The sequence below is a fragment of the Paracoccus marinaquae genome, from assembly GCF_018860165.1.
In the GTDB taxonomy this organism is placed as follows: domain Bacteria; phylum Pseudomonadota; class Alphaproteobacteria; order Rhodobacterales; family Rhodobacteraceae; genus Paracoccus; species Paracoccus marinaquae.
This window is the reverse complement of the sequence record NZ_JAHKNG010000027.1, coordinates 1-23,276: the sequence shown is the minus strand read 5'-3', so window position 1 is coordinate 23,276 and position 23,276 is coordinate 1. Positions and strand designations below refer to the sequence as shown.

The following is a 23,276-nucleotide window of genomic DNA, read 5'->3' as shown; positions in this document are numbered from 1 at the left end:
CGGTGGGCAGGGGGTGGAAGCCTGCGCCGCTGTTGAGCAGGCATATAGTCCCGAATCCCCTGGAATGCAAGCGTGACTGTGGCGGGTTCCGAAAAGGGGGGCGACCGGCCCCGCCGTGGCTCAGACTGCGTCCCGGTTTTCGGTCAGGGCCAGAAGGCGATCGGTCATGGCGAGAACCTCGTCGGGCGAGATGTAGAAGCCGTCCGCGCGCGCCTCGCCGATCACCATGCCGCAGCGCATGTCGGTGATCCGCAGCCATTCATGCGGCGCCGGATAGAACCGGTCCGGCGGCTGCAGGACCAGCAGCGCACCGCCGTCGCGCAGCCCGTAGATGGCGTGGCAGGCCTGGCTTCCCTCGGTCGAGATGACGACCGAGGCATCGAGGATGCGCGACAGGAACTCGCTGCTTCCGTCTTCGGGCGTCAGGATATCGACGCCGCTGGCCCGAAGCCTGTCTTCGAATTCTGCGGCATTCACGATATCCCTCTGCTCGCCCGAGGGGCCCCGCCGGATATAGACGATCCCGCCCCCGTTCCCGGTGGTGGAAAGCCGGTCGCGCAGCCTTCGGCGAAGGGTCCGATAGCGTCCGGCCTTGCCGGTCCCGAACCCGAGGTCGTTTGCGACGACCAGATTCCTGCAGCGCACCACCTGATCGTCGCGCCAGTCCTGATCGAACAGGGCTTCATATTGCCGTGCATCCGGTCGTGCGGGTCTCTGCACGGTCATCAGGTCGGGATCGTCGCGCAGCGCCTCGTAGGCCGAACAGTCGTCGCCCAGCCAATGCCCGAAGAATTGCAGGCCGGCGGCCGAATTGGGGATGATTGCACGGTCGAATTCAGGCGGATTGGCCAGGATCGAGGCCAGCCTCGGCAGGTAGGGCTTCAGCCAGAACATCTTGTCCCTGGTGACCGCGATGCCGCCGATGATGATTGTCTGGCCGAGGTCGTGAAACACCATCGGCGTTTCCGTGAAGCGGGTTTCGGTCAGGATCCCGACGGCCCTCGACAAGGGGATGTCGAAGCCGCAACGGACCACCCGCGACAGATGCTCGGCGTCGAATATCGCCGGGCGGCAGGCGATTTCCTTGGGTTCGTATTCGTACCGGCTGGGAACCAGATCCGAAAAAGGGTTGCCGGCGCGTCTGAGTTTGCTTGATCCGTTGCGCCCGAGATATCGCAGCAATCCCGCCGCCGGCAGATAGCGCGGGTCGCGCGGGGTCGTGCGGCGTTCCTTGGTCATGCTGGCCTTCCGGTAAAGTCGTCCGGGGGGCAGACTCACCCGCTTTCAGGTCGTGCGCAAGATCCCCTGGTCGCGGATCATGTCCATGACGGTGACCAGTTCGGACGAGATGCGCGGCTCGGACAGCGCGTGGCCCGAGGCGGGGATGAGGCGCAGGTCGCATGTCTCCCAGCCATCGGCCAGCCGATAGGCGCTGACCGGCGGGCAGACCATGTCATAGCGGCCCTGCACGATCACCGCCGGCAGATGCTCGATCAGGTGGCGGTCGCGCAGCAGCTGACCCTCGTCCAGGAAGCAGCCGTTCATGAAATAGTGGTTTTCAAGCCGGGCGAAGGCGCGCGCGTAATCCGTCGGCGCATGACTGGCGGCCGAGGCGTTCAGCCCGGCCAGCGCGTTCTCCCACATCAGCCAGGGCAGGGCATAGTGGCCCTGCTCCGTGTCGTCGCCCGAAAACAGCCGGCGGTGATAGGCGCCGATCATGTCGCCGCGTTCGACCATGGGGATCGGCCCCTGGAACTGGGCCCAGAGATCGGGAAAGAAACGGCCCGCGCCGCCGCCATAGAACCAGTCCAGTTCGGCCCGGCTGCCCAGGAACACGCCGCGCAGGATCAGCCCGGTCACCTGATCCGGATGGGATTCGGCATAGGTGATGGCCAGCGTCGCCCCCCAGCTGCCGCCGAACAGCAGCCAGCTTTCGATGCCCAGTTCGGTGCGGATATGCTCGATATCCGCCAGCAGATGCCGGGTTGTATTGGCCTCGACCGAGGCCGTGGGCCGCGAGCGGCCGCAGCCGCGCTGGTCGAACAGGACGACGCGGAAATGCGCTGGGTCGAAGAAGCGCCGCATGAACGGGCTGCAGCCGCCGCCGGGGCCGCCATGCAGCACGAGGACCGCCCGCCCCTCGGGGTTGCCGCATTGCTCGACATAGAGTTGATGGCCGTCGCCGACATCCAGCGTGCGGCGATCGAAGGGCTCGCCCGCCGGGTGCAGGCGGCCATGTGTCGCGGAGATTTGCCCTGCCATTCGGTCCATCCGCGCAGTATAGAGCCAAGCGGAAGCGCCCGCCAGAAGGACCGTCGCATGACCAGCATCGACCCCGGTGAAATCGCGAAATTCGAGGCGATGGCCGCCGAATGGTGGGATCCGGCGGGCAAGTTCCGGCCGCTGCACATGATGAACCCGGTGCGGCTGGATTACATCACCACCCAGATTGCCGCCGAATTCGGGCGCGACCGCCGCAGCCTGCGCCCGTTCGAGGGGCTGCGGCTTCTGGATATCGGCTGCGGCGGCGGGCTGGTGGCCGAGCCGATGGCGCGGCTGGGCGCGGATGTGACCGGCGCGGACGCGGCCGAGGGCAATATCGCCATGGCGCGGCTGCATGCCGAACAGCAGGACCTGCCGATCGACTATCGCGCCACCACCGCCGAGGCGCTGGTGGCCGGGGGCGAGGTCTTTGACATCGTGCTGGCGCTCGAGATCGTCGAGCATGTCGCTGATCCCGCCACCTTCATCGCCACCTGCCGCGATCTGGTGCGCCCCGGCGGACTGATCGTTGTCTCGACGCTGAACCGGACCGCGAAAAGCTTTGGCGCGGCGATCATCGGGGCCGAATGGATCATGCGCTGGCTGCCGCGCGGCACGCATGAATGGTCGCGCTTCATCACCCCGGACAAACTGGCTGGCATGGCCGAAAGCGCGGGCCTGCACCCGGTTGACCGGCGCGGGATGGTGTTCAACCCGATCGGCTTTGCCTGGAAACTGTCCGACCGCGACCTGTCGGTAAACTATCTGCTGAGCGCGCGCCGCCCGGCCTGACCAATCAGTCGGATTCCGGCCCGCCCTCCAGCCGCAGCCGCAATTCGCGCAGCACGGGCAGGGCGCCGCGCACCTTCTCGGCGCCGATATCGCGCACCACATCCGCGATCAGCGGCATGAAGGCGGCGATGGCGGCATCGCGCGCCGCGCGCCCCGCCGGGCTGATCGAGACGAACTTGCGCCGCGCATCGTCCCAATCGGGGCGGATATGGACATGGCCGGCCCATTCCAGCCGCGACAGGGTGTTGGTCATGGCGCCGCGGGTGACGTGGAACGCCTCGGCCAACTGCGCGGGCGTGCGTTCCTCGCTCACATGCGCCAGAAGGTTCAGGACCGAGAAATGCGAAATCTGCATGCCCCGTGGCAGCGCCTTGCTGATCAGGTTGCGCGACAACTGGTCGGCAATCAGCACTTCGGCGAACAGGCTGGCGGCCAACCGGTCGTTCGAGTGCGGCTTGTCGAGATCTGTCACGGTCTTGTTCATGGGTTTCAAGGGCCCTCGAAGGCGCGTTCATGGGTCAGGGACGGGATGCGCGACCGTGCCCTGTCGACCGCGTCAAGGTCAAGTTGAACTATCGTTACCCCCGGCTCCTGGCCGCCATCGGCCAGCACCTTGCCCCAGGGATCGACCGCCAGCGAATGGCCGTGGCTGCGCCGGGGCACGCGGTCGGGGCTGTGCGGGGCGGGATGGGTGCCGCATTGCGCCGGGGCCAGGACGAAACAGCCGGTCTCGATGGCGCGGGCGCGCAGCAGCACCTCCCAATGCGCCTCGCCGGTGGTCGGATTGAAGGCCGAGGGCACCGTCAGCAACCGCGCGCCGGCCAGCGCCAGCCGGCGGAAAAGCTGTGGAAAGCGCAGGTCATAGCAGATCGTCAGCCCGAGGGGCACCGCCCCCGCCCGCGCCAGAACCGCGCGGGCGCCGGGCCGGTAGGCGGCGCTTTCGCGATAGCTTTCGGTCTCCGAGATCTGCACATCGAACATGTGCAGCTTGTCATAGCGCGCGGCAATGCCGCCCTCGGGATCGATCAGGAAGCTGCGATTGACGAAGCGCGCATCGCCATCCTCCGATTTCAGCGCCAGAGAGCCGATCAGCAGCCAGATCCCCGCCGCCTTGGCCTCGACCCGCAGTGCCGACAGCGTCGGATCCTCGGGCTCGACATGCAGGACGGCCTCCTGCCGCCTGCGTTCGGGCGACAGCAGGTTGGTGGCCTCGGGCGTCAGCACGAATCGGGCGCCCTGGGCCACGGCCCGGCGAATCAGCGGGATCGTCCGGCCCAGATTGGCCAGGGGATCGTCGCCGACATTCAGCTGGATCAGCCCGACGGTCAGCCTGCCGCCCGCGCCGGTCATGCCGCGCGGCCCTGCAGCAGCGGATCCAGCCGGCCGTCGCGCTCCAGCGCGTGCAGGTCGTCGCTGCCGCCGACATGGGTTTCGCCCACGAAGATCTGCGGCACGGTGCGGCGACCATGGGCGCGCTGCGTCATCTCGGCCCGGCGTTCGGGGCGGGCGCCGACGTCGATCTCGGTGAACTCGACGCCTTTGCGGCGCAGCAGCGAGCGGGCGGCGATGCAGAAGGGGCAGGTCTGGGTCAGGTAGATCTCGACTTGGGGCTTGGGGGGCATGGCGGTCCTTCCGGTCGTGCGTCTTTCACACATCTAGTCATCCTTGACCGCCCGCGCCAGAACCGCGACCGAAACTGGCCCCGAGCCCGCCGCCAGCAGGGCCTCGGCCGAGGCCGCCAGCGTCGCGCCCGAGGTCGTCACATCGTCGATCAGCAGGACCGCGCGCCCCTCGGCCCGGGCGGCGCGGCGCGGGTTCGCGGCGATCGCGCCCGCGACATTGGCGAAACGATCGCTGACGCTGCGATGGTCCTGCCCCTCGGTCTGGCGGCGGCGCAACAGCAGGTCGGGGACATGCTCCAGCCCGCGGGCGCGGGCCAGATGGGCCGAGACCAGCGCCGCCTGGTTGTATTTCCGCTTCAGAAGCCGCAGCGGGTGCAGCGGCACCGGGGCGATGATCATGCCCGGCCGGATCAGCGGCGCGGCCGCGCGCGACAGCCAGCCGGCCAGCGCCGGGGCCAGATCGGGCCGGTCGCCATGTTTCAGCGCCAGCACCAGTTGCCGCCCGGTGCCGGCATAGACCATCGCCGCCCGGCCATGCCGCCAGGGCCGGGCGATGGACAGGCAGTCGTCGCAAATCAGCGTCTCCTGCGGCGCGCCGCTGCCGTCATCGGGCAGGGGCGCGCCGCAGCGGCCGCAGGCGGTGCCGGTGATGAACCGCGTCTCGCGCCAGCATTCGGCGCAAAGCCCGGCCCCGGCGTCGCCCGCGCCGCCGACAGGCTGGCCGCAGCCAAGGCATTGTGGCGGATAAAGCAGACGCAGCGCGCCTTTCATCGCCCCGCGAAGCACCCTATGTTCGCGCCCCATGAACACCCCCAATGACACCGACCGCCCCCTGATGACCGACCGCGCGGCGCTGCTGCGCCAGCGCGCGCGTGCGCTGCGCGCGGGCCATGCCGACGTGCTGCACCGGATCGCCGCCGACGAGATCGAGGATAGGCTGTCCGAGATTAACAGATCGTTTACGCGCCCCGCCGTGGTCACGGGCTTTCCCGATTTCTGGGCCGCGCGCTTTCCGCAGGCACGGGTGGTCGGTGACGAGCCGCTGCTGGACCTGCAGCCCGGCGCCCATGATCTGGTGATCCACGCCATGGCGCTGCACTGGGCCGAGGATCCGGTCGGCCAGATGGTCCAGTGCCGCCGCGCGCTGAGCGAGGACGGGCTGTTCATCGCCGTCTGCTTCGGCGGCCAGACCCTGCACGAGGCCCGCGCCGCGCTGGCCGAGGCCGAGGCCGAGGTGACCGGCGGGCTGTCGCCGCGGGTCCTGCCGATGGGCGAAATCCGCGACATGGGCGGGCTTCTTCACCGCGCCGGGCTGGCCCTGCCGGTGGCCGATCTGCTGAGCCAGCGGGCCAGCTATCGCGACCTGCTGCACCTTGCCCGCGATCTGCGCGCCATGGGCGAGGGCAATGCCATGGCCGCCCGCCTGCGCCGTCCGACGGGACGCGCGGTCTTTGCCCGCGCCGCCGCGCTGATGGCCCGGCATCATCCCGACCGCGACGATCCGTCCCGTGTCGCCACCAGCTTCGATCTGGTCTTTCTGACCGGCTGGGCGCCCTCCGCGACCCAGCAGAAACCGCTGCGGCCGGGCTCGGCCCGGCACAGCCTTGCCAACGCGCTGAACGACCTCAGGACCAAGACATGACGCCAGCCCCCGCGCCCGCCGACCACCCTGCGCTGCCCGAACCCAAGACCGGTATCCTGATCGCCAATCTCGGCACGCCGGACGGTTATGACTACTGGTCGATGCGCCGTTATCTCAGCGAATTCCTGTCCGACCGGCGGGTGATCGACTATCCGGCGTGGAAATGGCAGCCGCTCCTGCAGGGCATCATTCTGACCAAGCGGCCGTTCACTTCGGGGGCGAATTACAGGCTGATCTGGAACGAGGAAAAGGGCGAGAGCCCGTTGATGACCATCACCCGCGACCAGACGCAGGCGCTGCGCGACCGCGCCAGGGCCGAATGGGGCGACAAGGTGATGGTCGAGTTCTGCATGCGCTATGGCAACCCTTCGACCCAGGAGGTGCTGGAGCGGATGGTGAAGGCCGGCTGCCGGCGGATCGTCTTTCTGCCGCTTTATCCGCAATATGCCGGCGCCACCTCGGCCACCGCGAACGACCAGCTGTTCCGGGCGCTGATGGCGCAGAAATGGCAGCCCTCGGTGCGGACCTGCGATCCCTATTTCGACCGGCCGGACTATATTCAGGCGCTGGCCGGATCGGTGCACCGGGTGCTGGGCGGGCGGGTGCCCGCGCGGCTGATCGCCTCGTATCACGGCATGCCGAAACGCTACCTGCTGGAGGGCGATCCCTATCATTGCCAGTGCCAGAAGACCTCGCGCCTGCTGCAGGCAGCGCTTGGCTGGCCCGATGGCGTGATCGACACCACCTTCCAGTCGGTCTTCGGCACCGAGGAATGGCTGCGGCCCTACACGGTCGAGCATGTGGCGGAACTGGCGCGCCGGGGCGTCACCGACATCGCCGTGATCTCGCCCGCCTTCGCCGCCGACTGCATCGAGACGCTGGAAGAGATCAACGGCGAGATCCGCGAAAGCTTCGAACATGCCGGCGGCAAGGATTTCACCTATATCCCCTGCCTGAACGACGATCCGGCCCATGTCGAGGTGATGCTGAACGTCATCCGCGAGAATATCGGCGGCTGGGTCTGAAACCGGCTGCCGGAACTGGAATCGCCCGGCACCGTGGTCGGTGCCGGGCGGCGCTTTCGTGATCGGGCTGCCGCGTTACTGGGCGGCCGATGACATCATGCTGTTCATGATGGCGTCGGTGTCAAAGTCCAGGCTGGCCTGCCGCGGCGGGAAATCCTCGAACGAGGCGAAATATTGCTGGACGATCGCCAACGCCGGCGACAGCGCCCACGACCGGTTCTCCTGCCATTCGTCAAAGCCGCGGGCCTCGTGAAAGCGTTCGAACGGGTCCAGATCCAGACGAGTGATAAGCGGCGTCGTAAGGGTGTTCTGGACGCCGTTGAACCACCTGTCCTGCTCGGTGAACAGGAACTTCCATTCGCCGAAACGCACGCCGTGGAACTTGGTTTCGGTGGTAAAGAAGAACTCGTTGCGGTTGCTGGGGCCGCTCTGGGTCAGGATCGGGGTCTGGTCATAGCCGTCCAGATGAACCTTGTAGGTCTTGCCGCCGATCTCGGCGCCTTCCAGAAGCTGTTCCTTCAGGTCGGGCTGGCCCAGCTGCGACATGATCGTGGGCATCCAGTCTTCCATCGACATCATCTCGCCGGTGGTGGTGCCCTCGGGGATCACCCCCGGCCATTTGACCGCCATGGGGACCTTGAAGCCGCCCTCATAGCCGCCGACGCCCTTTTCGCCCCGGAAGGGCTGGTTGCCGCCGTCGGGCCATGAATTCGACGCCGCGCCGTTATCGGTCGAGAACATGACCATGGTGTTGTCGGCCACGCCCAACTCGTCCAGCAGGGCCAGCAGTTCGCCCACATCGTCGTCCATCTCGGTCATGCCGTCGGCATAGACGTTGCCGGTGCCGGTGATGCCGTCGTAATTCTCGTCCAGATTGGTGCGGTAATGCATCCGGGTGGTGTTGTGCCAGACGAAGAATGGCTCGCCGGCCTCAACCGCCTCGGTGATGAAGCGCTTGGATTCGGTCAGCACCTCCTGATCCAGGGTCCGCTGGCGTTCCTGGCCGAAATTGCCCAGATCCTCGATCTGCTGCTCACCCCCATCCGTCGCGGCATAGGAGTGGATGATGCCGCGCTGGCCAAAGCCCGCGGCCTGGATCGCCTCGGTCGGATAGTCGACCTGCTCGGTATATTCGCCGGCATTGAGGTGGTAGAGAATGCCGAAGAACTCGTCGAAGCCGTGGTTGGTCGGCAGATGCTCGTCCCGGTCGCCGAGGTGGTTCTTGCCGAACTGTCCGGTGCGATAGCCCAGCGGCTTCAGCATCTCGGCGATGGTCGGATCCTCGGATTGCAGGCCCAGTTCCGAGCCGGGCAGGCCCACCGTCGCCAGACCGACGCGCAGCGGATACTGCCCGGTGATGAAGGCGGCCCGGCCGGCGGTGCAGGAGGCCTGGGCATAGTGGTCCATGAACAGCATGCCTTCATCGGCGATGCGGTCGATGTTCGGGGTCTCGCAACACATCATGCCGCGGTGGTAGGCCGAGATGTTCCACATCCCGACATCGTCGCCCCAGATCACCAGAATGTTGGGGCGTTCGGCCTCCTGGGCCATCGCGACGCCCGCCATCAGGGCCAGCGCGAACGCGCCCCCGGACAATTCCTTTCGCATCAAGGTCTCCCTTCCTTTCAGCCGCTTGTCACGCAGAACCAAAAACCTCACGCATTGGTGAGGCTTCGGGATGGTAAGGTGTATCGGCGGGAAAGGATGCAACTTCAGCCACAAAATAGGCGAATTTTCGCCTATCGTGCCGTTTTGCTGGGCTGGTAGGCGGCAGGCAGCCCGTCGGACGTTCCTGCCATCTGTCCCGAAAGCGCCCTCAGATCAGCAGCACCTGCGTTCCGATCTTGGTCAGATCGTAAAGCTGCTGGATATGCTCGTTGTAAAGGCCGATGCAGCCGTTCGAGGATTTGCGGCCGATCTTGCGCGTGTCATGGGTGCCGTGGATGCGGTAATACTGCCAGCTCAGCCACAGCGCATGGGTGCCAAGCGGATTGTCCGGCCCCGGCGGCACGAAATCGGGCCATTCGGGGTTGCGTTTCTTCATCTCGGGCGTGGGCGCCCAGCTGGGGCCGACCACCTTCTTGATGATCTCGGTCCGGCCCTTGCGGGTCAGATCCTCGCTGACCGGGATCGACGAGGGGAAGAGGCGATAGACCGTCCCGTCCTCGGACCAGTAATGCACCGCGCGCGAGGTCAGATCGCACAGGATGGCACCATTGGTCAGGGTATCGAAATAGGGCCGCCAGTCCTGCGCCCGGAAGCTGGAGATATTGTGGCGCTGGTTGGCTGCCGCATCATATTGCACCGCGCCCGCATCCGGTGTGGCGCCGGGCGTGGCGCCGACGATGGGCTGGCCGGTATAGGGGTCGAACTGCTGCGCGAAGGATGGCGCCAGACCTGTGGCACCAAGCGCAGCCGCCGTAGCCAGAAAGGCCCGGCGGTTGAGAGCAGGGGTTTTGCTCATGGCATCTGTCCTTCGTTTCCTGGCCGCTCTTGCCGGTCGGCCTTGACTGCTCCGCCTCATGCGGATGCCCATCATATACGCCTGTGACGATGTGGCATCAATTCAAACTGCCGTAACCGGCTTCGATGCAACACTGTCCGGATTTCACGGATTCGTGCGTTTGAACGCGTCTCCTGCATTCGCTAGACCTGCGGTCAATCGCATGCGAGGGATGCCGGAAATGAATATAGTCAAGGTGCTTGCGGCGCTGTCGGTGGTTGTGCTGGCCGCGTGTCAGCCCCGCACCGTGCCGCAGCTGGGGCCGGACGGGCAGCCCGCGCCCGTGGCCTACACGATCAACGAACGCGAAGCGGCCGAAATTCCGCAGCGGGTGTTGCAGCAGATCAACACCCTGCGCGGCAATATCGCGCTGGCGCCGATGGTGCTGAACCCGCAACTGAGCGCGGCGGCGCTGGCGCAGTCGCGCGACATGGCGGCGCAGAACCGCGCCTGGCACTGGGGCTCGGATGGGTCCTCGCCCCTGGACCGTGCCCGCCGGCAGGGTTACACGGGAACGCTGGTGGGCGAGAATATCTCGGAAACCTATGAGAACGACATCCAGACCCTGAATGCCTGGATGGGCACGCGCGACACCCGCGACGTGATCATGGATCCGACCGCCCGCAGCCTCGGCTTTGCCTGGTATCAGGAACCCTCGGGCAAGATCTGGTGGACCTTGCTGTCCGGCAGCTGAGCCCGGGCGACGGTGAACGAGAAAGGCCCCGGCAATCTCCGGGGCCTTTCTTCATCGCGGTCGGGGCCGTCTCAGGGATTGATGACGATGGGCACGCCGGGGCGCAGCATCGCGTAAATCTCTTCGATTTCCTCGTCGTTCACGGCGATGCAGCCGGCGGTCCAGTCGCGCTGCTTCGGCGCCTTCACCCGGCCTTCGGGACCCCAGCCGTGGATGAAGATATCGCCGCCGGGCAGGAAGCCGAAGGACTGGGCATAGGCCTTGTCGTTCGCGTCCGGATAGGAAATCCCGACCGATAGGTGATACTGGCTGCGCGGGTTGAAACGGTCGATGAAATAGACGCCCTCGGGGGTCTTGCCGTCGCCCTCGAACTGCTTGTCGCCGACAGGCTCGTTCCCAAGCCCGATGTCATAGGCCTTGAGGACGGTCCTGTTGTTCAGCAGATACAGGCGGCGATCACCCTTGTTGATGACCACCTGGGTCACCTCGGGGCCATCATAGCCTTTGAACTTCGATTTCTTGGGCGGAGCGCCGCAGGCCGCCAACAGGGCCAGCAGCGACAGGGAAACTGTCCGACGGGTTGCGCGATACATCACTGCCTCAGGTGGTTTTTAAGGTTTTTATGCCTTCTGATTACCACGAAAGCCCGGGCCGGGCTAGCCGCGCAGGAACTCCGCCACGGTCTCGACATGCGGCGACCAGCGGAACTGATCGACCACCCAGAGCCGGGTCAGCCGATAGCCTCCATGCGCCAGAATCCGCGCATCCCTTGCGAAATTCACCGGATCGCAGGCCACGAAGGCGATGCGCGGCACGGTCGAGGCGGCGATTTCGCGGCATTGCGCCTCGGCGCCGCTGCGGGGCGGGTCGATCACGATTGCGTCAAAGCCGGTCAGCTCGTCAACCAGCAGCGGCCAGCGCGCCAGATCGCGAATCCCGGTCGTGATCCGGCGCAGCCCGGCCGCCCCGCGCCAGCCGGCATCCAGCGCCGCCAGCGGCGCGGCCAGCCCCTCGATCGCATGGATCTCGGCGGCCTCGGCCAGGGGCAGGCTGAAGGTGCCGCAGCCGGCAAAGAGATCGGCGACCCGGTCCGCGCCCGCGGTGATCGTGCGCACCGCGGCCAGCAGCGCCGCCTCGCCCTCGGCCGTGGCCTGCAGAAAGCCGCCCGGCGGCGGCACCACCTGCGCCCGCCCCATCGGCAGCGCGGCCGGGCGGCGGGTGATCGTCTGCCCGTCCCAGTCCAGTCGCGCCAGATCGCCCTCTTCGGCCAGTTCGGCCAGCGTCTGGAACAGCGCAGGCTGCATCGGCTTGCCGCCGGTGACGGCCAGATCCAGCCCGGCGGGGCCATGGATCACCGTCAGGGAAAGCTCGCCCGAACGCGAGGCCCCCGCCGTCACGATCCGGCGCAACAGCGGCAGCGCGGCGGTGATCTGCGGGCGCAGCACATGGCAATCGGCCAGATCGACGACCACATCCGAGGCGCGGGCGTGAAAGCCGACCAGCGCGCCCTTTTTCGTCCGCCGCCCCGACAGCACCGCCCGGCGGCGCGAGCGCCGCGGCGAGACATGCACGCCCTGCACCGGCGCCTCCAGCCCCTGCGCGGCCAGTGCCGCCTCGACCACCCGCCGTTTCCAGGCGGTGGTGAACCCTTCCGTGGCGTGCATCAGCGAACAGCCGCCGCAGGCGCGGTAATGCGGGCAGGCCGGTTTCACCCGCTGGGGCGAGGGTGTCACGATGCGCGGGTTGGCGATGCGCCCGTCCACGGCCTCGCCCTCGATCTCTTCGCCGGGCAGGGTCAGCGGCGCCAGCGCCCGGCCAGCCGGGCCAAGCGCGACACCATCGCCGCGCCGGCCCAGCCGCTCGATCCGCCACAGGCTCACTCGGCGGCCTCCTCCGTGCCCAGGAACCCGCCCGACTGCCGGTTCCAGTAGCGCGCATAAAGCCCGCCGCGCGCCAGCAACTGGTCGTGCCGGCCCTGCTCGACGATCCGGCCGGCGTCGATGACGAGGATCCGGTCCAGCTGCGCGATGGTCGACAGCCGGTGCGCGATGGCCAGCACGGTCTTGCCGGCCATGGCGCGCGACAGCGCCTCCTGCACCTGCGCCTCCACCTCGCTGTCCAGCGCGCTGGTCGCCTCGTCGAGGACCAGAATCGGCGCATCCTTCAGGAAGGCGCGGGCCAGCGCGATCCGCTGCCGCTGCCCGCCCGACAGCTTGACCCCGCGTTCGCCCAGGTGCGCGTCATAGCCCTTGCGCCCGGCGTGGTCCTGCAGCCCGAGGATGAAGTCATGCGCCTCGGCCGCGCGGGCCGCCGCCTCGATCTCGGGCTGGGTGGCGCCGGGCCGGCCATAAAGGATGTTGTCCCGGGCCGAGCGGTTGAACATCGCGGTTTCCTGCGTGACCATGGCGATCTGGCGGCGCAGGCTTTCCTGCGTCACCTGCCGCAGATCCTTCCCGTCGATGCGGATCGCGCCCTCCTCGACATCGTAGAGCCGCAGCAGCAGGGCCACCAGCGTCGACTTTCCCGCCCCCGAGGCGCCGACGATGCCGACCTTCTCGCCCGGTGCGACACGCAGCGACAGGTCGCCGATGCCGCCCGCCTCGCGGCCATAATGAAAGCTGACGTGATCGAACTCGATCCGGCCCTCGACCCGGCTCAGCCGGGTGGCATCGGGCGCGTCGGTCAGCGCATGCGGCGGGGTCAGGGTCTTCATCCCGTCCTCGACCTCGCCGATGCTGCCCCAGATGCCCATCAGCGCCATGCTGACCCAGCCGGTCATCTGGCTCAGCCGCATGGCGATGGCGCCGGCCGCCGCGATATCGCCGGGGCTGGCCAGCCCCTGCCGCCACAGCAGGATCGAGCCGCCGACAAGGATCACCGGCAGCACGCCCGCGATGATCATCAGCGACATGCGGAACCAGGTCGAGACGACGCCGAAATCCAGCGCCCGTTCGCGGAAACCGGCCATGGCGCCCAGGGCGGCGCGGTCCTCGTGTTCGGCATGGGCGAACAGCTTGACGGTCTTGATATTGGTGATCGTGTCGACGACCTGCCCGGTCACCATCGCCCGGGCCGAGGCGCGCGCCCCCGATTTCGAGCGGATGCGGGGCAAAAAGAAGCGGATCAGCGCGAAATAGGCCGCCAGCCAGACGATCAGCGCCAGCGCCCCCCAGCCATCGACCGACAGCAGGAAGGCGGCCGAGCCGATCACCGAAGCCAGCGCGAAGGCCACCACGTTCACCATTTCACTGGCGACCTCGGTGACGGCGCGGGCGGTCTGCATCTGCTTCTGCGCCAGCCGGCCGGCGAAATCGTTGTCGAAGAAGGTGACCGAATGGCCCATGGTCCAGCGATGCAGCCGCGACAGCACCAGCGGCATGATATTGGGCGCGATGATGACGTTGGAACTGGCCGTGGACAGGCCGAAGATCGCCGGGCGCAGGATCAGGAAGAAGCCCGCGAACAGGGCCACGGTCAGCCCGTTATCGGCCCAGAAACTGCCCGGCTGGCCGCCGGCCACGGCATCGACCACCATGCCCAGCAGCACGGCCGAGGCGACATCCGCCGCCCCGCCCATGGCCGAGGCGATGGCAGCGACGCCAAGGCCGCGCCATGCCCCCGAAAGGCACCAGCCGAAAAAGGCCAGCAGCCGGTCGGGCGGCGGCCCTTCGGCGGGGCGGAAGGCATCGACCATGCGGCCAAAACGCTGATGCAGGCTCATCCCGTCGTCTCCTCCCCGGCCAGCAGGGCCGCATCGATCAGGGCCGCCGCCGGCAGGGTAAAGCCCGACGCGATCCATTCGTCCTCGGCGGCCTTCAGCCCCCGCCCCAAAGCCGGTCCCTGCAGCTGCGCCGACAGATCCGCGGCCGTCACCGGCAGGCGCGCGCGCGCCGCCGCGGCCAGCCGCTCGCGCCAGTCCGGGGCAGGCGCCGCGCCCGTCCGCGCCGCGCGCAGCAGGGCCAGATCGGCGCCGGCCTCGGCCCCCATACGATAGCCCGCGCGATCCAGCGACCAGTCTGCCGCCAGCCCGTCGCGCAGCAATACCTGCTGGCGCGCCTCGGCCCGCGACAGCCGCAGCGCGTCCGCGACATCCTCGGCCCCGGCCAGTGCCGCCAGCCGCCGTGGCCATCCCGGCGCCATCCCGGCCAGCGCCTCGGTCCGCACCAGCCGGGCCAGCGCCGCTGCATCGGCGCCCGGCAGCAGCAGATCCAGCACGCCGGTCTCCTTCATCAGCCGCACCGAAGCCACCGGGTCCGAGGCCGACAGCAGCTTCTTCATCTCGACGCCGATCCGTTCGCGGGCGATCCGCAACAGCCCGTCCTTCAGCGCCGCGCAGGCCGCGACGGCCTGCGGGTCGGCCTCGCGGCCATAGCAGGCGAAAAAGCGGAAGAAGCGCAGGATGCGCAGGTAATCCTCGCGGATCCGCAGCCGCGCGTCGCCGACAAAGCGCAGCCGCCGCGCCGCCAGATCGGGCAGGCCGCCGACCGGGTCGATGATCTCGCCCGCACGGTCTGCGTAAAGCGCGTTCATGGTGAAGTCGCGGCGCTGCGCGTCCTCGTCCAACCGGTCGGAAAAGGCCACCACCGCGCGCCGGCCGTCGGTTTCCACATCGCGCCGGAAGGTCGTGACCTCGAAGCCGCGATGGCCCGAGACGACGGTGACGGTGCCATGCTCGATCCCCGTCGGCACCGGCCGCAGCCCGGCCGCCTCGGCCAGCCGGATGACCTCGGACGGGTGTGCGCCGGTGGCGATGTCGATATCCTCGACCCTCTGACCCAGCAGCGCGTTGCGCACGGCGCCGCCGACCAGATAGGCGCGCTGGCCGCCGGCCTCGATCGCGTCCAGCACCGCGACCAGCGCCGGATCCGCCAGCAGTCGGGCGGGCAGGCGGGTCATGGCTGCATCCTCCGGGCCAGCCCCAGCAGCATGCGCGCGGTCGCCCCCCAGAGGTAATAGGGGCCGTGGGGCGCGACGTAATAGCTGCGCCAGTCGCCGCGCCAGCGCCGCTTTTCGACGTGATAGCGCGACGGATCGGCGATATGGGCGAAGGGCAGGGTGAACACCTCGTCGACCTCGCCCGGCTCGGGGCGCGGCACGAACCTGCCGCGAATGATGCCCAGAACCGGCGTCACCGCGAAGGCGGTCACGGTCTGGTGCGGCGGCAGGGTGCCGATCAGATCGACCTGCGCCGGATCCAGCCCGACCTCTTCCTGCGCCTCGCGCAGCGCCGCCGCCACCTCGTCGGCGTCACCGGGATCGACCTTGCCGCCGGGCAGGGCGATCTGGCCCGGATGATGCCGCAGCCCCGAGGCGCGCTTGGTCAGCAGCAGCCGCCCGTCATCCTCGTGAAAGGCGGCCAGCACCCCGGCCGGGCGCAGCCGGGCCTCGGGCGGGGTCAGGTCGTTCAGCTCGAAATCCGAACTCGGCACGGCGGCCACGCGCAGCGCCGCCCGCAGCCGGTCCTCGGACCAGAGGGGGATCACTCGGCGGCCCTGTCGGTCGCGTCGCCGCCGGCCTCGGATCCGATCGGCTGGCCCTCGGCATCGACCGTTGCCTCGAAGCCCAGGCTTTGCGGGTCGAATTCGTAATGCGCGCCGCAGAACTGGCAATCGGCGGTGACGATGCCCTCGGGCGTGGTCATATGGGCGATGTCCTTGGCCGAATAGATCGACAGCGTGTCGCGGACCCGCTCAGAGGTGCAGGAACAGCCGAATTCCACCCGCTGCGCATCGAAGACGCGCGGGGTTTCCTCGTGGAACAGCCGCAGCAGCAGGTCGGTCGGCCCGACCGTGGGGCCGATCAGTTCCAGCGTCTCGACCGTGTCCAGCAGCAGGTTGGCGCGGTTCCAGTCCTCGGATTCGGCGCCCTGCAGGATATCGGCGGCCTCGATCAGCCCGCCCTCGCCGCTGCCACCCTCGCCCGAGGTCATCGGCTGGGCGGGCAGGGTCTGCAGCATGACGCCGCCGGCGCGCCAGTGTTCGGCCTCGCCGGTCAGTTGCGACCGGCCGCTGGCCAGCTGAAAGCGGGTCGGCAGCTGCTCGGACTGGGCGAAATAGGTCTGCGCGCAGGCCGAGAGCGAGCCGCCGGCCAGTGGCGTGATGCCCTGATAGGGCGTGGTGCCGCTGCCCTGGTCGATCAGGATGGCGAAATACCCCTCGCCGATCTGCTCGAAGGCCGGGCGGTCGTCCAGCCGGTCCTCGTCGAAACTGGCCCAGGCGCGGATCCTGGCCGGCGTGCCATCGGCCTCGGGGGCGTAGAAATCGGCGGCGATGGTGCGCACGGCACCATTGCCGCGCACCTGCAGGCTCAGCTTCCAGCGCAGCTTGACGGTTGGGCCGATCAGCGCCGTCAGCAGCGCCAGTTCGGCCACCAGCGCGCTGACCGGGGCGGGATAGGCGTGGCGCGACAGAATATGGTCCAGCACGCCGTCCAGCCGCGCGACACGGCCGCGGATCGAGGAACGGTCCAACTGGAAGGGCAGAACCGTGTCGTCCCAGGCGATCTGGTTGATCATGCTCATGGCGTATCCTTGAAATCTCGGGTGGCCGCGCGCGCGGGCGGGCCGGGTTGCCGCCCAATATAAGGGATCTGGCGGCAATCCCAAGGGGGGCGGTCTTTCGCCTTCACCGCAGCCGGGTTAGCCCTTGGCCCGGATGACGCAGGAGCGATGATGATTCCCCGTTTCGGCCAGCCCCCGCAGTCCGGCGCACAGTATCGGCGGCGCCCAGGTGCCTATGCGGTGCTGCTGCGCGAGGGGCGGGTCCTGCTGACCCATCAGGCCGCGCCCACGCCCGAATTCCAGTTGCCGGGCGGCGGCATCGATCGGGGCGAGGGCGCCATCGCGGCGCTGCATCGCGAGGTTCTGGAGGAAACCGGCTGGACCATCGCCGGCCTGCGCCGTCTCGGCGCCTATCGCCGGTTCTGCTACATGCCGGATTACGATCTGATGGCCGAGAAGCTGTGTTCGGTCTGGCACGCTCGTCCGGTCTCGCGCCGCGGCCCGCCGTCCGAGCCCGGCCACAGCGCGCATTGGTGCAGCCCGGATCAGGCGCTGTCGCTGTTGCCCGATCCCGGCGCGCGGGCCTTGCTGCGACGGGCGCTGAGGGGGCCGGGCTAAAGGCCGTGAACTTCGCAGGGGCGCGGGATCCGACGGGGCATCCGTCCGTTGCGCCGCGCGGCGGCCGCGTCAGTGTTCGGTGATCGGGATGGCTTCGGCCGGGCGCAGATATTCGATCAGGACCGCCGACATGTCATCGGGACGCTCGCCCCGGCAATATTCCGAAACCGACCAGGCCATGGATTCCAGGAATGCGTGCCCGCCGAGGAAGGCGTTGGTGCGCATGATCGCCTCCAGCCCCTCCTCGCCCAGCAGCCGGCCGGCCCGATTCGCCGCCTCGGTGATCCCGTCCGAGGTGATCAGCAGCCGCGATCCCGGCGGCAGCTGGAACTCCAGCTCGTCGAAGATCGGGTTCTCGAACACGCCGACCGGCATGCCGCCCTGTCCGACGGTGCTGACCTGACCCGTCGGATCCTGCAGCATCGGATGCGGATGGCCGGCCTGCACCATGCGGACCAGGCCGGTCACATGGTTCAACTCGGCATAGATCATGGTGAAATAGGTGTCGGTGTTCATTTCCTCCAACATCATGTTGTTGAAGAAATGCGCCAGCGCCGCCGGCGGCACGGCATCATTGCCCGCCTGCGCCGCGCGCAGCGCGACATTCTGGTCCGAGGCGCCCGACAGATGCACCGAAAGCTGCGCGGTCAGCAGGGCGGCGGTGACGCCATGGCCCGACACGTCCAGCGCATAGATGCCGATCCGGTCATCGCCGATCGGAAAGAAGCCGACAAGATCGCCGCCGATATGCCCGGCCGGCCGCAGCAGCAGCGACAGCTGGAACGGCCCGAACCGCCCCGAACGCTCGCGCACCAGTCCCTGTTGCAGCTTGCGCGCCTCCAGCAGGTCGCGGTCGAGGGCGGCCTGGGTCACCTCCAGACGCTCAAGCGCGCTGCGCAGTTGCGCGTTGCTGGCGCGCAGTTCCGCCTCCATCCGCAGCACCCGTTCGCCGACCGCAAGCCGGGCCAGCATCTTGGCCGAATCCGCCGGCAGGGTGACGAAATCATCGGCCCCGGCGCGCAGCCCGTCGGCAATGTTGCCATTGCTGCCGGCGGGGGCCAGCAGGATCAGATAGCTGCGTCGATGCGGGTCCTGCAGGCGCAACGCCCGGCAGAAATCCGGGCCGTCCATGCCCCGCATGGCCAGATCGTAGATGACGATATCGGGGGGCTGATCGGCGCAGAGCCGCAGCGCCTCGGCGCTGTCCACGGCTTGCGCCAGACCATAGCCGGCGCGGCGCAACTCGGCCGTCAGCCTGCGGGTCGCCGCCGACGGGGTGCAGGCAAGCAGCACCCGAAGCGGTGTCTCGGCCCCGGCCGATGCGGTCTCCTCGCCGCGTGTCTTGCGATTCCCAGCCCTCATGCCGCGCTTCTAGCGCAGGTGCGGTAAAGGCGCGGTAAATCGTGCCTAGGCAATAGGTCAAATTGTCTGGACCGGCGCCGGCCCCGCCGGGCCTCAGACCAGAAGTTCCGCCAGGATCTCGTCGCGGGTGATGTCGCGATAGGAAAGTCCCGCCCCGTCCAGCCGCTGCGCCAGCGCGGTCAGGTTGGCCGGTTCCGAGGTCTCGATCCCGATCAGCACCGAGCCGAAGTTGCGGGCCGATTTCTTCAGGTATTCGAACCGGGTGATATCGTCATCCGGCCCCAGCAACTGCAGGAAATCGCGCAGTGCGCCCGGGCGCTGCGGCATGCGCAGAACAAAATATTTTTTCACGCCGCTGAATCGCTGGGCGCGTTCCTTCACCTCGGGCAGCCGCTCGAAGTCGAAATTCCCGCCCGAGCAGATGCAGACGACCGTCCGGCCGGTCAGATCCCCCAGATCGCCGAGCACGTCCAGCGCCAGTGCCCCGGCAGGCTCCAGCACCACGCCCTCGGCATTCAGCATCTCCAGCATGGTGCCGCAGATCCGGTCCTCGGGGGCCAGATGCACGTCCGCAGGCGAAAAGCGGCGCAGCACCTCGAAGGGCAGCGCCCCGATCCGGGCGACCGCGGCGCCGTCGACAAAGCTGTCCACCGCCGGCAGGGCGACCGGGGCGCCGGTCTCCAGCGCCGCCTGCAGGCTGGCCCCGCCCAGTGGCTCGGCAAAGGCGAATCGGGTCTCGGGCGCGGTCTCTGCCAGATAGCGCACCACCCCCGCCGACAGCCCGCCACCGCCGACCGGCAGCACCACCAGATCGGGTGCCCGCTCCATCTGCGCCAGCATTTCCAGCCCCACCGTCGCCTGCCCCTCGATGATGTCGGGCGCATCGAAAGGCGACAGGAACTGCGCGCCCTGGCGGGCCGAAAACTCCTGCGAGGCGGCCAGCGTCTGGTCGAAATAGTCGCCGGTCAGCACGATCTCGACCGCATCGCCGCCAAAGACCCGGGTCTTGTCGATCTTCTGCTTCGGCGTCGTCACCGGCATGAAGATCGTGCCCCTCGCGCCGAAATGGCGGCAGGCATAGGCCACGCCCTGCGCGTGGTTGCCGGCGCTGGCGCAGACGAAATGCGCGTTCGTGCCGCGGGTGTCGCCGACCAGCTTGCGCATCGCGTTGAACGCCCCGCGTAGCTTGTAGCTGCGCACCGGCGTCAGATCCTCGCGCTTCAGCCAGATATCGGCGCCGTATTTCGCCGACAGGTGATCGTTGCGCTGCAGGGGCGTGGGCTCGAACAGGTCGCGAAGCGCGGCCTCGGCTCGGGCGACGGAGGCGACAAAGTTTTCCATGTTCCGCCCATGGCGCGAAAGCGCGGCCTTGGCAAGTCCCGTTGGCGGATATTGCCCGGCCGGCCCTTGTGAGGCCGGGCGATTGGCCTTATTCCCCCTGAAAATTCGAAAGGGTTCCGCCATGTCCGACGCGCCGAAGAAAGTCGTCCTCGCCTATTCCGGGGGACTCGACACCTCGATCATCCTGAAATGGCTGCAGACCGAATATGGCTGCGAGGTCGTCACCTTCACCGCCGATCTGGGGCAGGGCGAGGAGCTGGAACCGGCGCGCAAGAAGGCCGAACTGCTGGGCATCAGGCCCGAGAACATCCATATCGAGGATCTGCGCGAGGAATTCGTGCGCGATTTCGTCTTCCCGATGTTCCGCGCCAATGCCGTCTATGAGGGCCTTTACCTGCTCGGCACCTCGATCGCGCGGCCGCTGATCTCGAAGCGGCTGGTTGAACTGGCCCATCAGCACGGCGCCGACGCGGTCGCCCATGGCGCCACCGGCAAGGGCAACGATCAGGTCCGCTTCGAGCTTTCCGCCTATGCGCTGGATCCCTCGATCAAGGTCATCGCGCCCTGGCGGGAATGGAACCTCTCCAGCCGCACCAAGCTGATCGAATTCGCCGAGGCGAACCAGATCCCCATCGCCAGGGACAAGCGCGGCGAGGCGCCGTTCAGCGTCGATGCGAACCTGCTGCACACCAGCAGCGAGGGCAAGGCGCTGGAGGATCCGGCGGTCGAGGCCCCCGACTATGTCTATCAGCGCACCGTCAGCCCCGAGGATGCGCCCGATACGCCCGAATATATCGAGGTGACATTCGAGCGCGGCGACGCCGTGGCGATCAACGGCCGCACCCTGTCGCCGGCCACCATCCTGACCGACCTGAACGAGCTGGGCCGCAGGCACGGCATCGGCCGGCTGGACTTTGTGGAAAACCGTTTCGTCGGCATGAAGTCGCGCGGCATCTATGAAACGCCGGGCGGCACCATCCTGCTGGAAGCCCATCGCGGCATCGAGCAGATCACGCTGGACAGCGGCGCGGGGCATCTCAAGGATTCGCTGATGCCGCGCTATGCCGAGCTGATCTATAACGGCTTCTGGTTCAGCCCCGAACGCGAGATGCTGCAGGCCCTGATCGACCGCTCGCAGGAAAATGTCACCGGCACCGTGCGGCTGAAACTCTACAAGGGCAACGTGAACTGCGTCGGCCGCTGGTCGGACCATTCGCTTTACAGTGAGGCGCATGTCACCTTCGAGGACGACGCCGGCGCCTATGACCAGAAGGACGCGGCCGGCTTCATCCGCCTGAACGCGCTGCGCCTGAAACTGGTCGCGAACCGGAACGCGCGGGTGAAGTGAGCATGTGAGCAGAGCACGATATGCCGGTCTGCTATTCGCACTGAAGTGAAGGCTTCCTGAAGTCCACCACAGTGTAGCTGCCGCGCGGGTTACGCTGCCCGATGAACGTATAGGTACATTCCCACGTGCTCACATAGCCGCCGGTCGTCACAGCACTTCCACTGATATAGCTGCCGTAAGCCGTGCTGGAATAGTTGGTCGTCGCAGGCGTCACCATTGATTGGTTTTCCTGCCACATGAAGGCGCGCCGCCCGTCCGGCAGATCCACGTAACCATCGGGCGCGCCGCGATCCATTGCAACTTCGGTGATATCCTTGCCAAGATAGGATTTCATCATCTCCGAGGCGCAGCCGGTCAGAAAACCTACGGTTGCAGTCGCCAGAAATATAAGTCGAACCATCACAGTCTCTTTTGTTGGGTAGCCTTGAGGTAGCATGGCAATCCTTGCCGAAGAGTTAAATCAGCAAGATACCGGCCTGTTTGGCGGACCCGAGGGTCGCAATCGCTTTCTTTTGCGGCCCGTGTCGGCGAGACTGTCCTCCACGACCGAAAGGCCCCGCCATGACCCGCCCCGCCCGCATCGCCATCCTGACCGTTTCCGACCGCGCCGCCAGCGGCGAATACGAGGACAAGGGTGGCCCCGGCGCGGAAAGCTGGCTGCGCGAGGTCATCACCTCCCCGGTCGAGATCGCCCGTCACATCACCCCCGACGGCCGCGAGACCGTGGCCGCCCGGCTGCGCGATCTCTGTGACGGCGGCGCCGACCTGATCCTCGTGACCGGCGGCACCGGCCCCGCGCCGCGCGACCTGACGCCCGAGGCGGTCAGCGACGTGGCCGAACGCGAATATCCGGGCTTCGGCGAGGAAATGCGCCGCGCCTCGCTGGGCGAGGTGCCGACCGCGATCCTGTCGCGCCAGACGGCGGTCAGCCGGGGCCGGACGTTGATCATCACCCTCCCGGGCAAGCCCTCGGCCATCGCCACCTGCCTGAACGCGGTCTTCGCGGCGGTCCCCTATTGCCTCGACCTTCTGGGCGCGGGCTGGATCGAGACGGACCCGGCAAAGATCAGGGCGTTCCGGCCGAAAGGGAAATAATCAGCTCGAGGAAATCAGAAACGACATGAATGCGGAAAGCGGCTCTGATGATGTGACCGCCCCCGACGGCATCAATGTGCCAAGGCGGGCCTGCAACGATCCATAAAGGAGGGCGGTCATGTCGGAGATTATCACGGTCGGGCTCGATCTGGCTCAGAACGTGTTTCAGGTCCACGGGGCAGATGGAGCGGGGCAGCCTGTTCTGCGCAAGCAGTTGCGGAGGAATCGGGTTCTGGCCTTCCTCAGTGCGCTGCAGCCCTGTGTCGTCGAGATGGAAGCCTGCGGCGGGGCTCACTTCTGAGGTCGTGAGATCGGCAGGCTGGGCCATGATGTGCGGTTCATCCGACTCTGATGATGTGACCGCCCCCCGACGGCATTGATGTGCCAAGGAGGGTCTGCGATTATCCACAAGGGAGGACGGTCATGTCGGAGATTATCACGGTCGGGCTCGATCTGGCGAAGCATGTGTTCCA

At 67.7% G+C, this 23,276-nt stretch carries 24 protein-coding genes and 1 pseudogene; 8 read left to right on the top strand and 17 right to left on the bottom strand.

The genetic code is table 11. The features are described from left to right. Positions 1–120: 120 nt before the first annotated feature. Together KNW02_RS14105 and pip are read right to left on the bottom strand one after the other, a co-directional pair. Positions 121–1,239 carry a glycosyltransferase 61 family protein gene (locus KNW02_RS14105; protein WP_216033921.1) on the bottom strand — a complete coding sequence of 373 codons (1,119 nt, stop codon included), beginning with the start codon at positions 1,237–1,239 and terminating at the stop codon, positions 121–123. Positions 1,240–1,284: 45 nt separating this feature from the next. Then, on the bottom strand, positions 1,285–2,271 hold the full coding sequence (pip, locus tag KNW02_RS14100) for a prolyl aminopeptidase (RefSeq protein ID WP_216033920.1): 987 nt from the start codon (positions 2,269–2,271) through the stop codon (positions 1,285–1,287). Positions 2,272–2,319: 48 nt separating this feature from the next. Here pip and ubiG point away from each other — a divergent pair, with 48 nt between their 5' ends. Further along, a complete protein-coding gene (ubiG, locus tag KNW02_RS14095) occupies positions 2,320–3,054 on the top strand; it encodes a bifunctional 2-polyprenyl-6-hydroxyphenol methylase/3-demethylubiquinol 3-O-methyltransferase UbiG (RefSeq protein WP_216033919.1) in 735 nt (244 codons plus the stop codon). 4 nt (positions 3,055–3,058) lie between these two features. On the opposite strand, the gene KNW02_RS14090 is transcribed toward ubiG, so the two are convergent. From KNW02_RS14090 to KNW02_RS14075, 4 genes are read right to left on the bottom strand one after another with little or no spacing between them, the layout of a single operon-like run. After that, positions 3,059–3,538, bottom strand: a complete 480-nt coding sequence (locus tag KNW02_RS14090) for a MarR family winged helix-turn-helix transcriptional regulator (RefSeq protein ID WP_216033918.1) — start codon at positions 3,536–3,538, stop codon at positions 3,059–3,061. Positions 3,539–3,543: 5 nt separating this feature from the next. Further along, positions 3,544–4,404: a carbon-nitrogen hydrolase family protein gene (locus KNW02_RS14085; RefSeq protein ID WP_252733894.1), complete on the bottom strand. Its 861-nt coding sequence runs from the start codon at positions 4,402–4,404 to the stop codon at positions 3,544–3,546. Then, positions 4,401–4,676, bottom strand: a complete 276-nt coding sequence (gene grxC / locus KNW02_RS14080) for a glutaredoxin 3 (protein ID WP_216033917.1) — start codon at positions 4,674–4,676, stop codon at positions 4,401–4,403. Before grxC ends, KNW02_RS14085 begins: the two co-directional genes overlap by 4 nt. Positions 4,677–4,709: 33 nt before the next feature. Then, positions 4,710–5,480: a ComF family protein gene (locus KNW02_RS14075; RefSeq protein WP_252733893.1), complete on the bottom strand. Its 771-nt coding sequence runs from the start codon at positions 5,478–5,480 to the stop codon at positions 4,710–4,712. On the opposite strand from KNW02_RS14075, the gene KNW02_RS14070 reads away from it, so the two are divergent. Beyond that, entirely contained in the window at positions 5,479–6,318 is an 840-nt protein-coding gene (locus tag KNW02_RS14070; protein ID WP_216033916.1) for a methyltransferase domain-containing protein, read from the top strand. The genes KNW02_RS14075 and KNW02_RS14070 overlap by 2 nt on opposite strands. Then, positions 6,315–7,343 carry a ferrochelatase gene (gene hemH / locus KNW02_RS14065; RefSeq protein WP_216033915.1) on the top strand — a complete coding sequence of 343 codons (1,029 nt, stop codon included), beginning with the start codon at positions 6,315–6,317 and terminating at the stop codon, positions 7,341–7,343. The genes KNW02_RS14070 and hemH overlap by 4 nt, the downstream gene beginning before the upstream one ends. A 75-nt stretch (positions 7,344–7,418) precedes the next feature. Here the strand turns inward: hemH and KNW02_RS14060 are convergent, their stop codons facing one another. Both KNW02_RS14060 and KNW02_RS14055 read right to left on the bottom strand, forming a co-directional pair. Further along, positions 7,419–8,951: an arylsulfatase gene (locus KNW02_RS14060; protein ID WP_216033914.1), complete on the bottom strand. Its 1,533-nt coding sequence runs from the start codon at positions 8,949–8,951 to the stop codon at positions 7,419–7,421. 208 nt (positions 8,952–9,159) lie between these two features. Continuing rightward, positions 9,160–9,807 carry a L,D-transpeptidase gene (locus KNW02_RS14055; protein ID WP_216033913.1) on the bottom strand — a complete coding sequence of 216 codons (648 nt, stop codon included), beginning with the start codon at positions 9,805–9,807 and terminating at the stop codon, positions 9,160–9,162. Between the two features lie 220 nt (positions 9,808–10,027). On the opposite strand from KNW02_RS14055, the gene dalA reads away from it, so the two are divergent. Next, positions 10,028–10,540 (top strand): divisome-associated lipoprotein DalA, encoded by a 513-nt coding sequence (gene dalA, locus KNW02_RS14050; protein WP_216033912.1) that lies wholly within the window; start codon positions 10,028–10,030, stop codon positions 10,538–10,540. 71 nt (positions 10,541–10,611) lie between these two features. Here the strand turns inward: dalA and KNW02_RS14045 are convergent, their stop codons facing one another. From KNW02_RS14045 to hslO, 6 genes are all read right to left on the bottom strand, one after another. Further along, positions 10,612–11,133: a L,D-transpeptidase family protein gene (locus tag KNW02_RS14045; RefSeq protein ID WP_216033911.1), complete on the bottom strand. Its 522-nt coding sequence runs from the start codon at positions 11,131–11,133 to the stop codon at positions 10,612–10,614. 63 nt (positions 11,134–11,196) lie between these two features. Beyond that, on the bottom strand, positions 11,197–12,420 hold the full coding sequence (locus KNW02_RS14040) for a class I SAM-dependent RNA methyltransferase (protein ID WP_216033910.1): 1,224 nt from the start codon (positions 12,418–12,420) through the stop codon (positions 11,197–11,199). After that, a complete protein-coding gene (locus tag KNW02_RS14035; RefSeq protein ID WP_216033909.1) occupies positions 12,417–14,261 on the bottom strand; it encodes an ABC transporter ATP-binding protein in 1,845 nt (614 codons plus the stop codon). Before KNW02_RS14035 ends, KNW02_RS14040 begins: the two co-directional genes overlap by 4 nt. Further along, entirely contained in the window at positions 14,258–15,436 is a 1,179-nt protein-coding gene (locus KNW02_RS14030) for a CCA tRNA nucleotidyltransferase (RefSeq protein ID WP_216033908.1), read from the bottom strand. Before KNW02_RS14030 ends, KNW02_RS14035 begins: the two co-directional genes overlap by 4 nt. Further along, the gene (locus KNW02_RS14025) at positions 15,433–16,023 is read right to left on the bottom strand and encodes a CoA pyrophosphatase (RefSeq protein WP_348524735.1); all 591 of its coding nucleotides are present in this window, start codon (positions 16,021–16,023) and stop codon (positions 15,433–15,435) included. Before KNW02_RS14025 ends, KNW02_RS14030 begins: the two co-directional genes overlap by 4 nt. Beyond that, a complete protein-coding gene (gene hslO, locus KNW02_RS14020) occupies positions 16,020–17,060 on the bottom strand; it encodes an Hsp33 family molecular chaperone HslO (RefSeq protein WP_216033907.1) in 1,041 nt (346 codons plus the stop codon). Before hslO ends, KNW02_RS14025 begins: the two co-directional genes overlap by 4 nt. Positions 17,061–17,210: 150 nt before the next feature. Between hslO and KNW02_RS14015 the strand changes: the two genes are divergently transcribed. After that, positions 17,211–17,657: an NUDIX domain-containing protein gene (locus KNW02_RS14015; protein WP_216033942.1), complete on the top strand. Its 447-nt coding sequence runs from the start codon at positions 17,211–17,213 to the stop codon at positions 17,655–17,657. A 69-nt stretch (positions 17,658–17,726) separates the two neighbouring features. On the opposite strand, the gene KNW02_RS14010 is transcribed toward KNW02_RS14015, so the two are convergent. Continuing rightward, positions 17,727–19,019, bottom strand: coding sequence for a PP2C family protein-serine/threonine phosphatase (locus tag KNW02_RS14010; RefSeq protein WP_216033906.1), 1,293 nt, complete (start codon positions 19,017–19,019; stop codon positions 17,727–17,729). A 93-nt stretch (positions 19,020–19,112) separates the two neighbouring features. Continuing rightward, a complete protein-coding gene (gene ilvA / locus KNW02_RS14005) occupies positions 19,113–20,360 on the bottom strand; it encodes a threonine ammonia-lyase IlvA (RefSeq protein ID WP_216033905.1) in 1,248 nt (415 codons plus the stop codon). A gap of 121 nt (positions 20,361–20,481) precedes the next feature. Between ilvA and KNW02_RS14000 the strand changes: the two genes are divergently transcribed. Continuing rightward, a complete protein-coding gene (locus KNW02_RS14000; protein ID WP_216033904.1) occupies positions 20,482–21,708 on the top strand; it encodes an argininosuccinate synthase in 1,227 nt (408 codons plus the stop codon). A 31-nt stretch (positions 21,709–21,739) separates the two neighbouring features. Here KNW02_RS14000 and KNW02_RS13995 read toward each other — a convergent pair whose 3' ends face one another. After that, positions 21,740–22,108 carry a hypothetical protein gene (locus KNW02_RS13995; protein ID WP_216033903.1) on the bottom strand — a complete coding sequence of 123 codons (369 nt, stop codon included), beginning with the start codon at positions 22,106–22,108 and terminating at the stop codon, positions 21,740–21,742. A 161-nt stretch (positions 22,109–22,269) separates the two neighbouring features. Between KNW02_RS13995 and mog the strand changes: the two genes are divergently transcribed. Both mog and KNW02_RS13985 read left to right on the top strand, forming a co-directional pair. Next, the gene (gene mog / locus KNW02_RS13990) at positions 22,270–22,803 is read left to right on the top strand and encodes a molybdopterin adenylyltransferase (protein WP_216033902.1); all 534 of its coding nucleotides are present in this window, start codon (positions 22,270–22,272) and stop codon (positions 22,801–22,803) included. Between the two features lie 118 nt (positions 22,804–22,921). Then, positions 22,922–23,101 (top strand): annotated as a pseudogene (locus KNW02_RS13985) (IS110 family transposase); the annotation flags it as partial. Positions 23,102–23,276 lie beyond the last annotated feature (175 nt).

Bases quoted from the DNA above. Each gene is read 5' to 3' on its own strand.
- KNW02_RS14085 (WP_252733894.1), bottom strand. From the start codon at position 4,404: ATGACCGGCGCGGGCGGCAGGCTGACCGTCGGGCTGATCCAGCTGAAT.
- grxC (WP_216033917.1), bottom strand. From the start codon at position 4,676: ATGCCCCCCAAGCCCCAAGTCGAGATCTACCTGACCCAGACCTGCCCC.
- ubiG (WP_216033919.1), top strand. From the start codon at position 2,320: ATGACCAGCATCGACCCCGGTGAAATCGCGAAATTCGAGGCGATGGCC.
- KNW02_RS14075 (WP_252733893.1), bottom strand. From the start codon at position 5,480: ATGGGGCGCGAACATAGGGTGCTTCGCGGGGCGATGAAAGGCGCGCTG.
- KNW02_RS14055 (WP_216033913.1), bottom strand. From the start codon at position 9,807: ATGAGCAAAACCCCTGCTCTCAACCGCCGGGCCTTTCTGGCTACGGCG.
- KNW02_RS14105 (WP_216033921.1), bottom strand. From the start codon at position 1,239: ATGACCAAGGAACGCCGCACGACCCCGCGCGACCCGCGCTATCTGCCG.
- pip (WP_216033920.1), bottom strand. From the start codon at position 2,271: ATGGACCGAATGGCAGGGCAAATCTCCGCGACACATGGCCGCCTGCAC.
- KNW02_RS14035 (WP_216033909.1), bottom strand. From the start codon at position 14,261: ATGAGCCTGCATCAGCGTTTTGGCCGCATGGTCGATGCCTTCCGCCCC.
- mog (WP_216033902.1), top strand. From the start codon at position 22,270: ATGACCCGCCCCGCCCGCATCGCCATCCTGACCGTTTCCGACCGCGCC.
- KNW02_RS14030 (WP_216033908.1), bottom strand. From the start codon at position 15,436: ATGACCCGCCTGCCCGCCCGACTGCTGGCGGATCCGGCGCTGGTCGCG.
- dalA (WP_216033912.1), top strand. From the start codon at position 10,028: ATGAATATAGTCAAGGTGCTTGCGGCGCTGTCGGTGGTTGTGCTGGCC.
- KNW02_RS14045 (WP_216033911.1), bottom strand. From the start codon at position 11,133: ATGTATCGCGCAACCCGTCGGACAGTTTCCCTGTCGCTGCTGGCCCTG.
- KNW02_RS14060 (WP_216033914.1), bottom strand. From the start codon at position 8,951: ATGCGAAAGGAATTGTCCGGGGGCGCGTTCGCGCTGGCCCTGATGGCG.
- hslO (WP_216033907.1), bottom strand. From the start codon at position 17,060: ATGAGCATGATCAACCAGATCGCCTGGGACGACACGGTTCTGCCCTTC.
- ilvA (WP_216033905.1), bottom strand. From the start codon at position 20,360: ATGGAAAACTTTGTCGCCTCCGTCGCCCGAGCCGAGGCCGCGCTTCGC.
- KNW02_RS14070 (WP_216033916.1), top strand. From the start codon at position 5,479: ATGAACACCCCCAATGACACCGACCGCCCCCTGATGACCGACCGCGCG.
- KNW02_RS14000 (WP_216033904.1), top strand. From the start codon at position 20,482: ATGTCCGACGCGCCGAAGAAAGTCGTCCTCGCCTATTCCGGGGGACTC.
- KNW02_RS13995 (WP_216033903.1), bottom strand. From the start codon at position 22,108: ATGGTTCGACTTATATTTCTGGCGACTGCAACCGTAGGTTTTCTGACC.
- hemH (WP_216033915.1), top strand. From the start codon at position 6,315: ATGACGCCAGCCCCCGCGCCCGCCGACCACCCTGCGCTGCCCGAACCC.
- KNW02_RS14015 (WP_216033942.1), top strand. From the start codon at position 17,211: ATGATTCCCCGTTTCGGCCAGCCCCCGCAGTCCGGCGCACAGTATCGG.
- KNW02_RS14010 (WP_216033906.1), bottom strand. From the start codon at position 19,019: ATGAGGGCTGGGAATCGCAAGACACGCGGCGAGGAGACCGCATCGGCC.
- KNW02_RS14090 (WP_216033918.1), bottom strand. From the start codon at position 3,538: ATGAACAAGACCGTGACAGATCTCGACAAGCCGCACTCGAACGACCGG.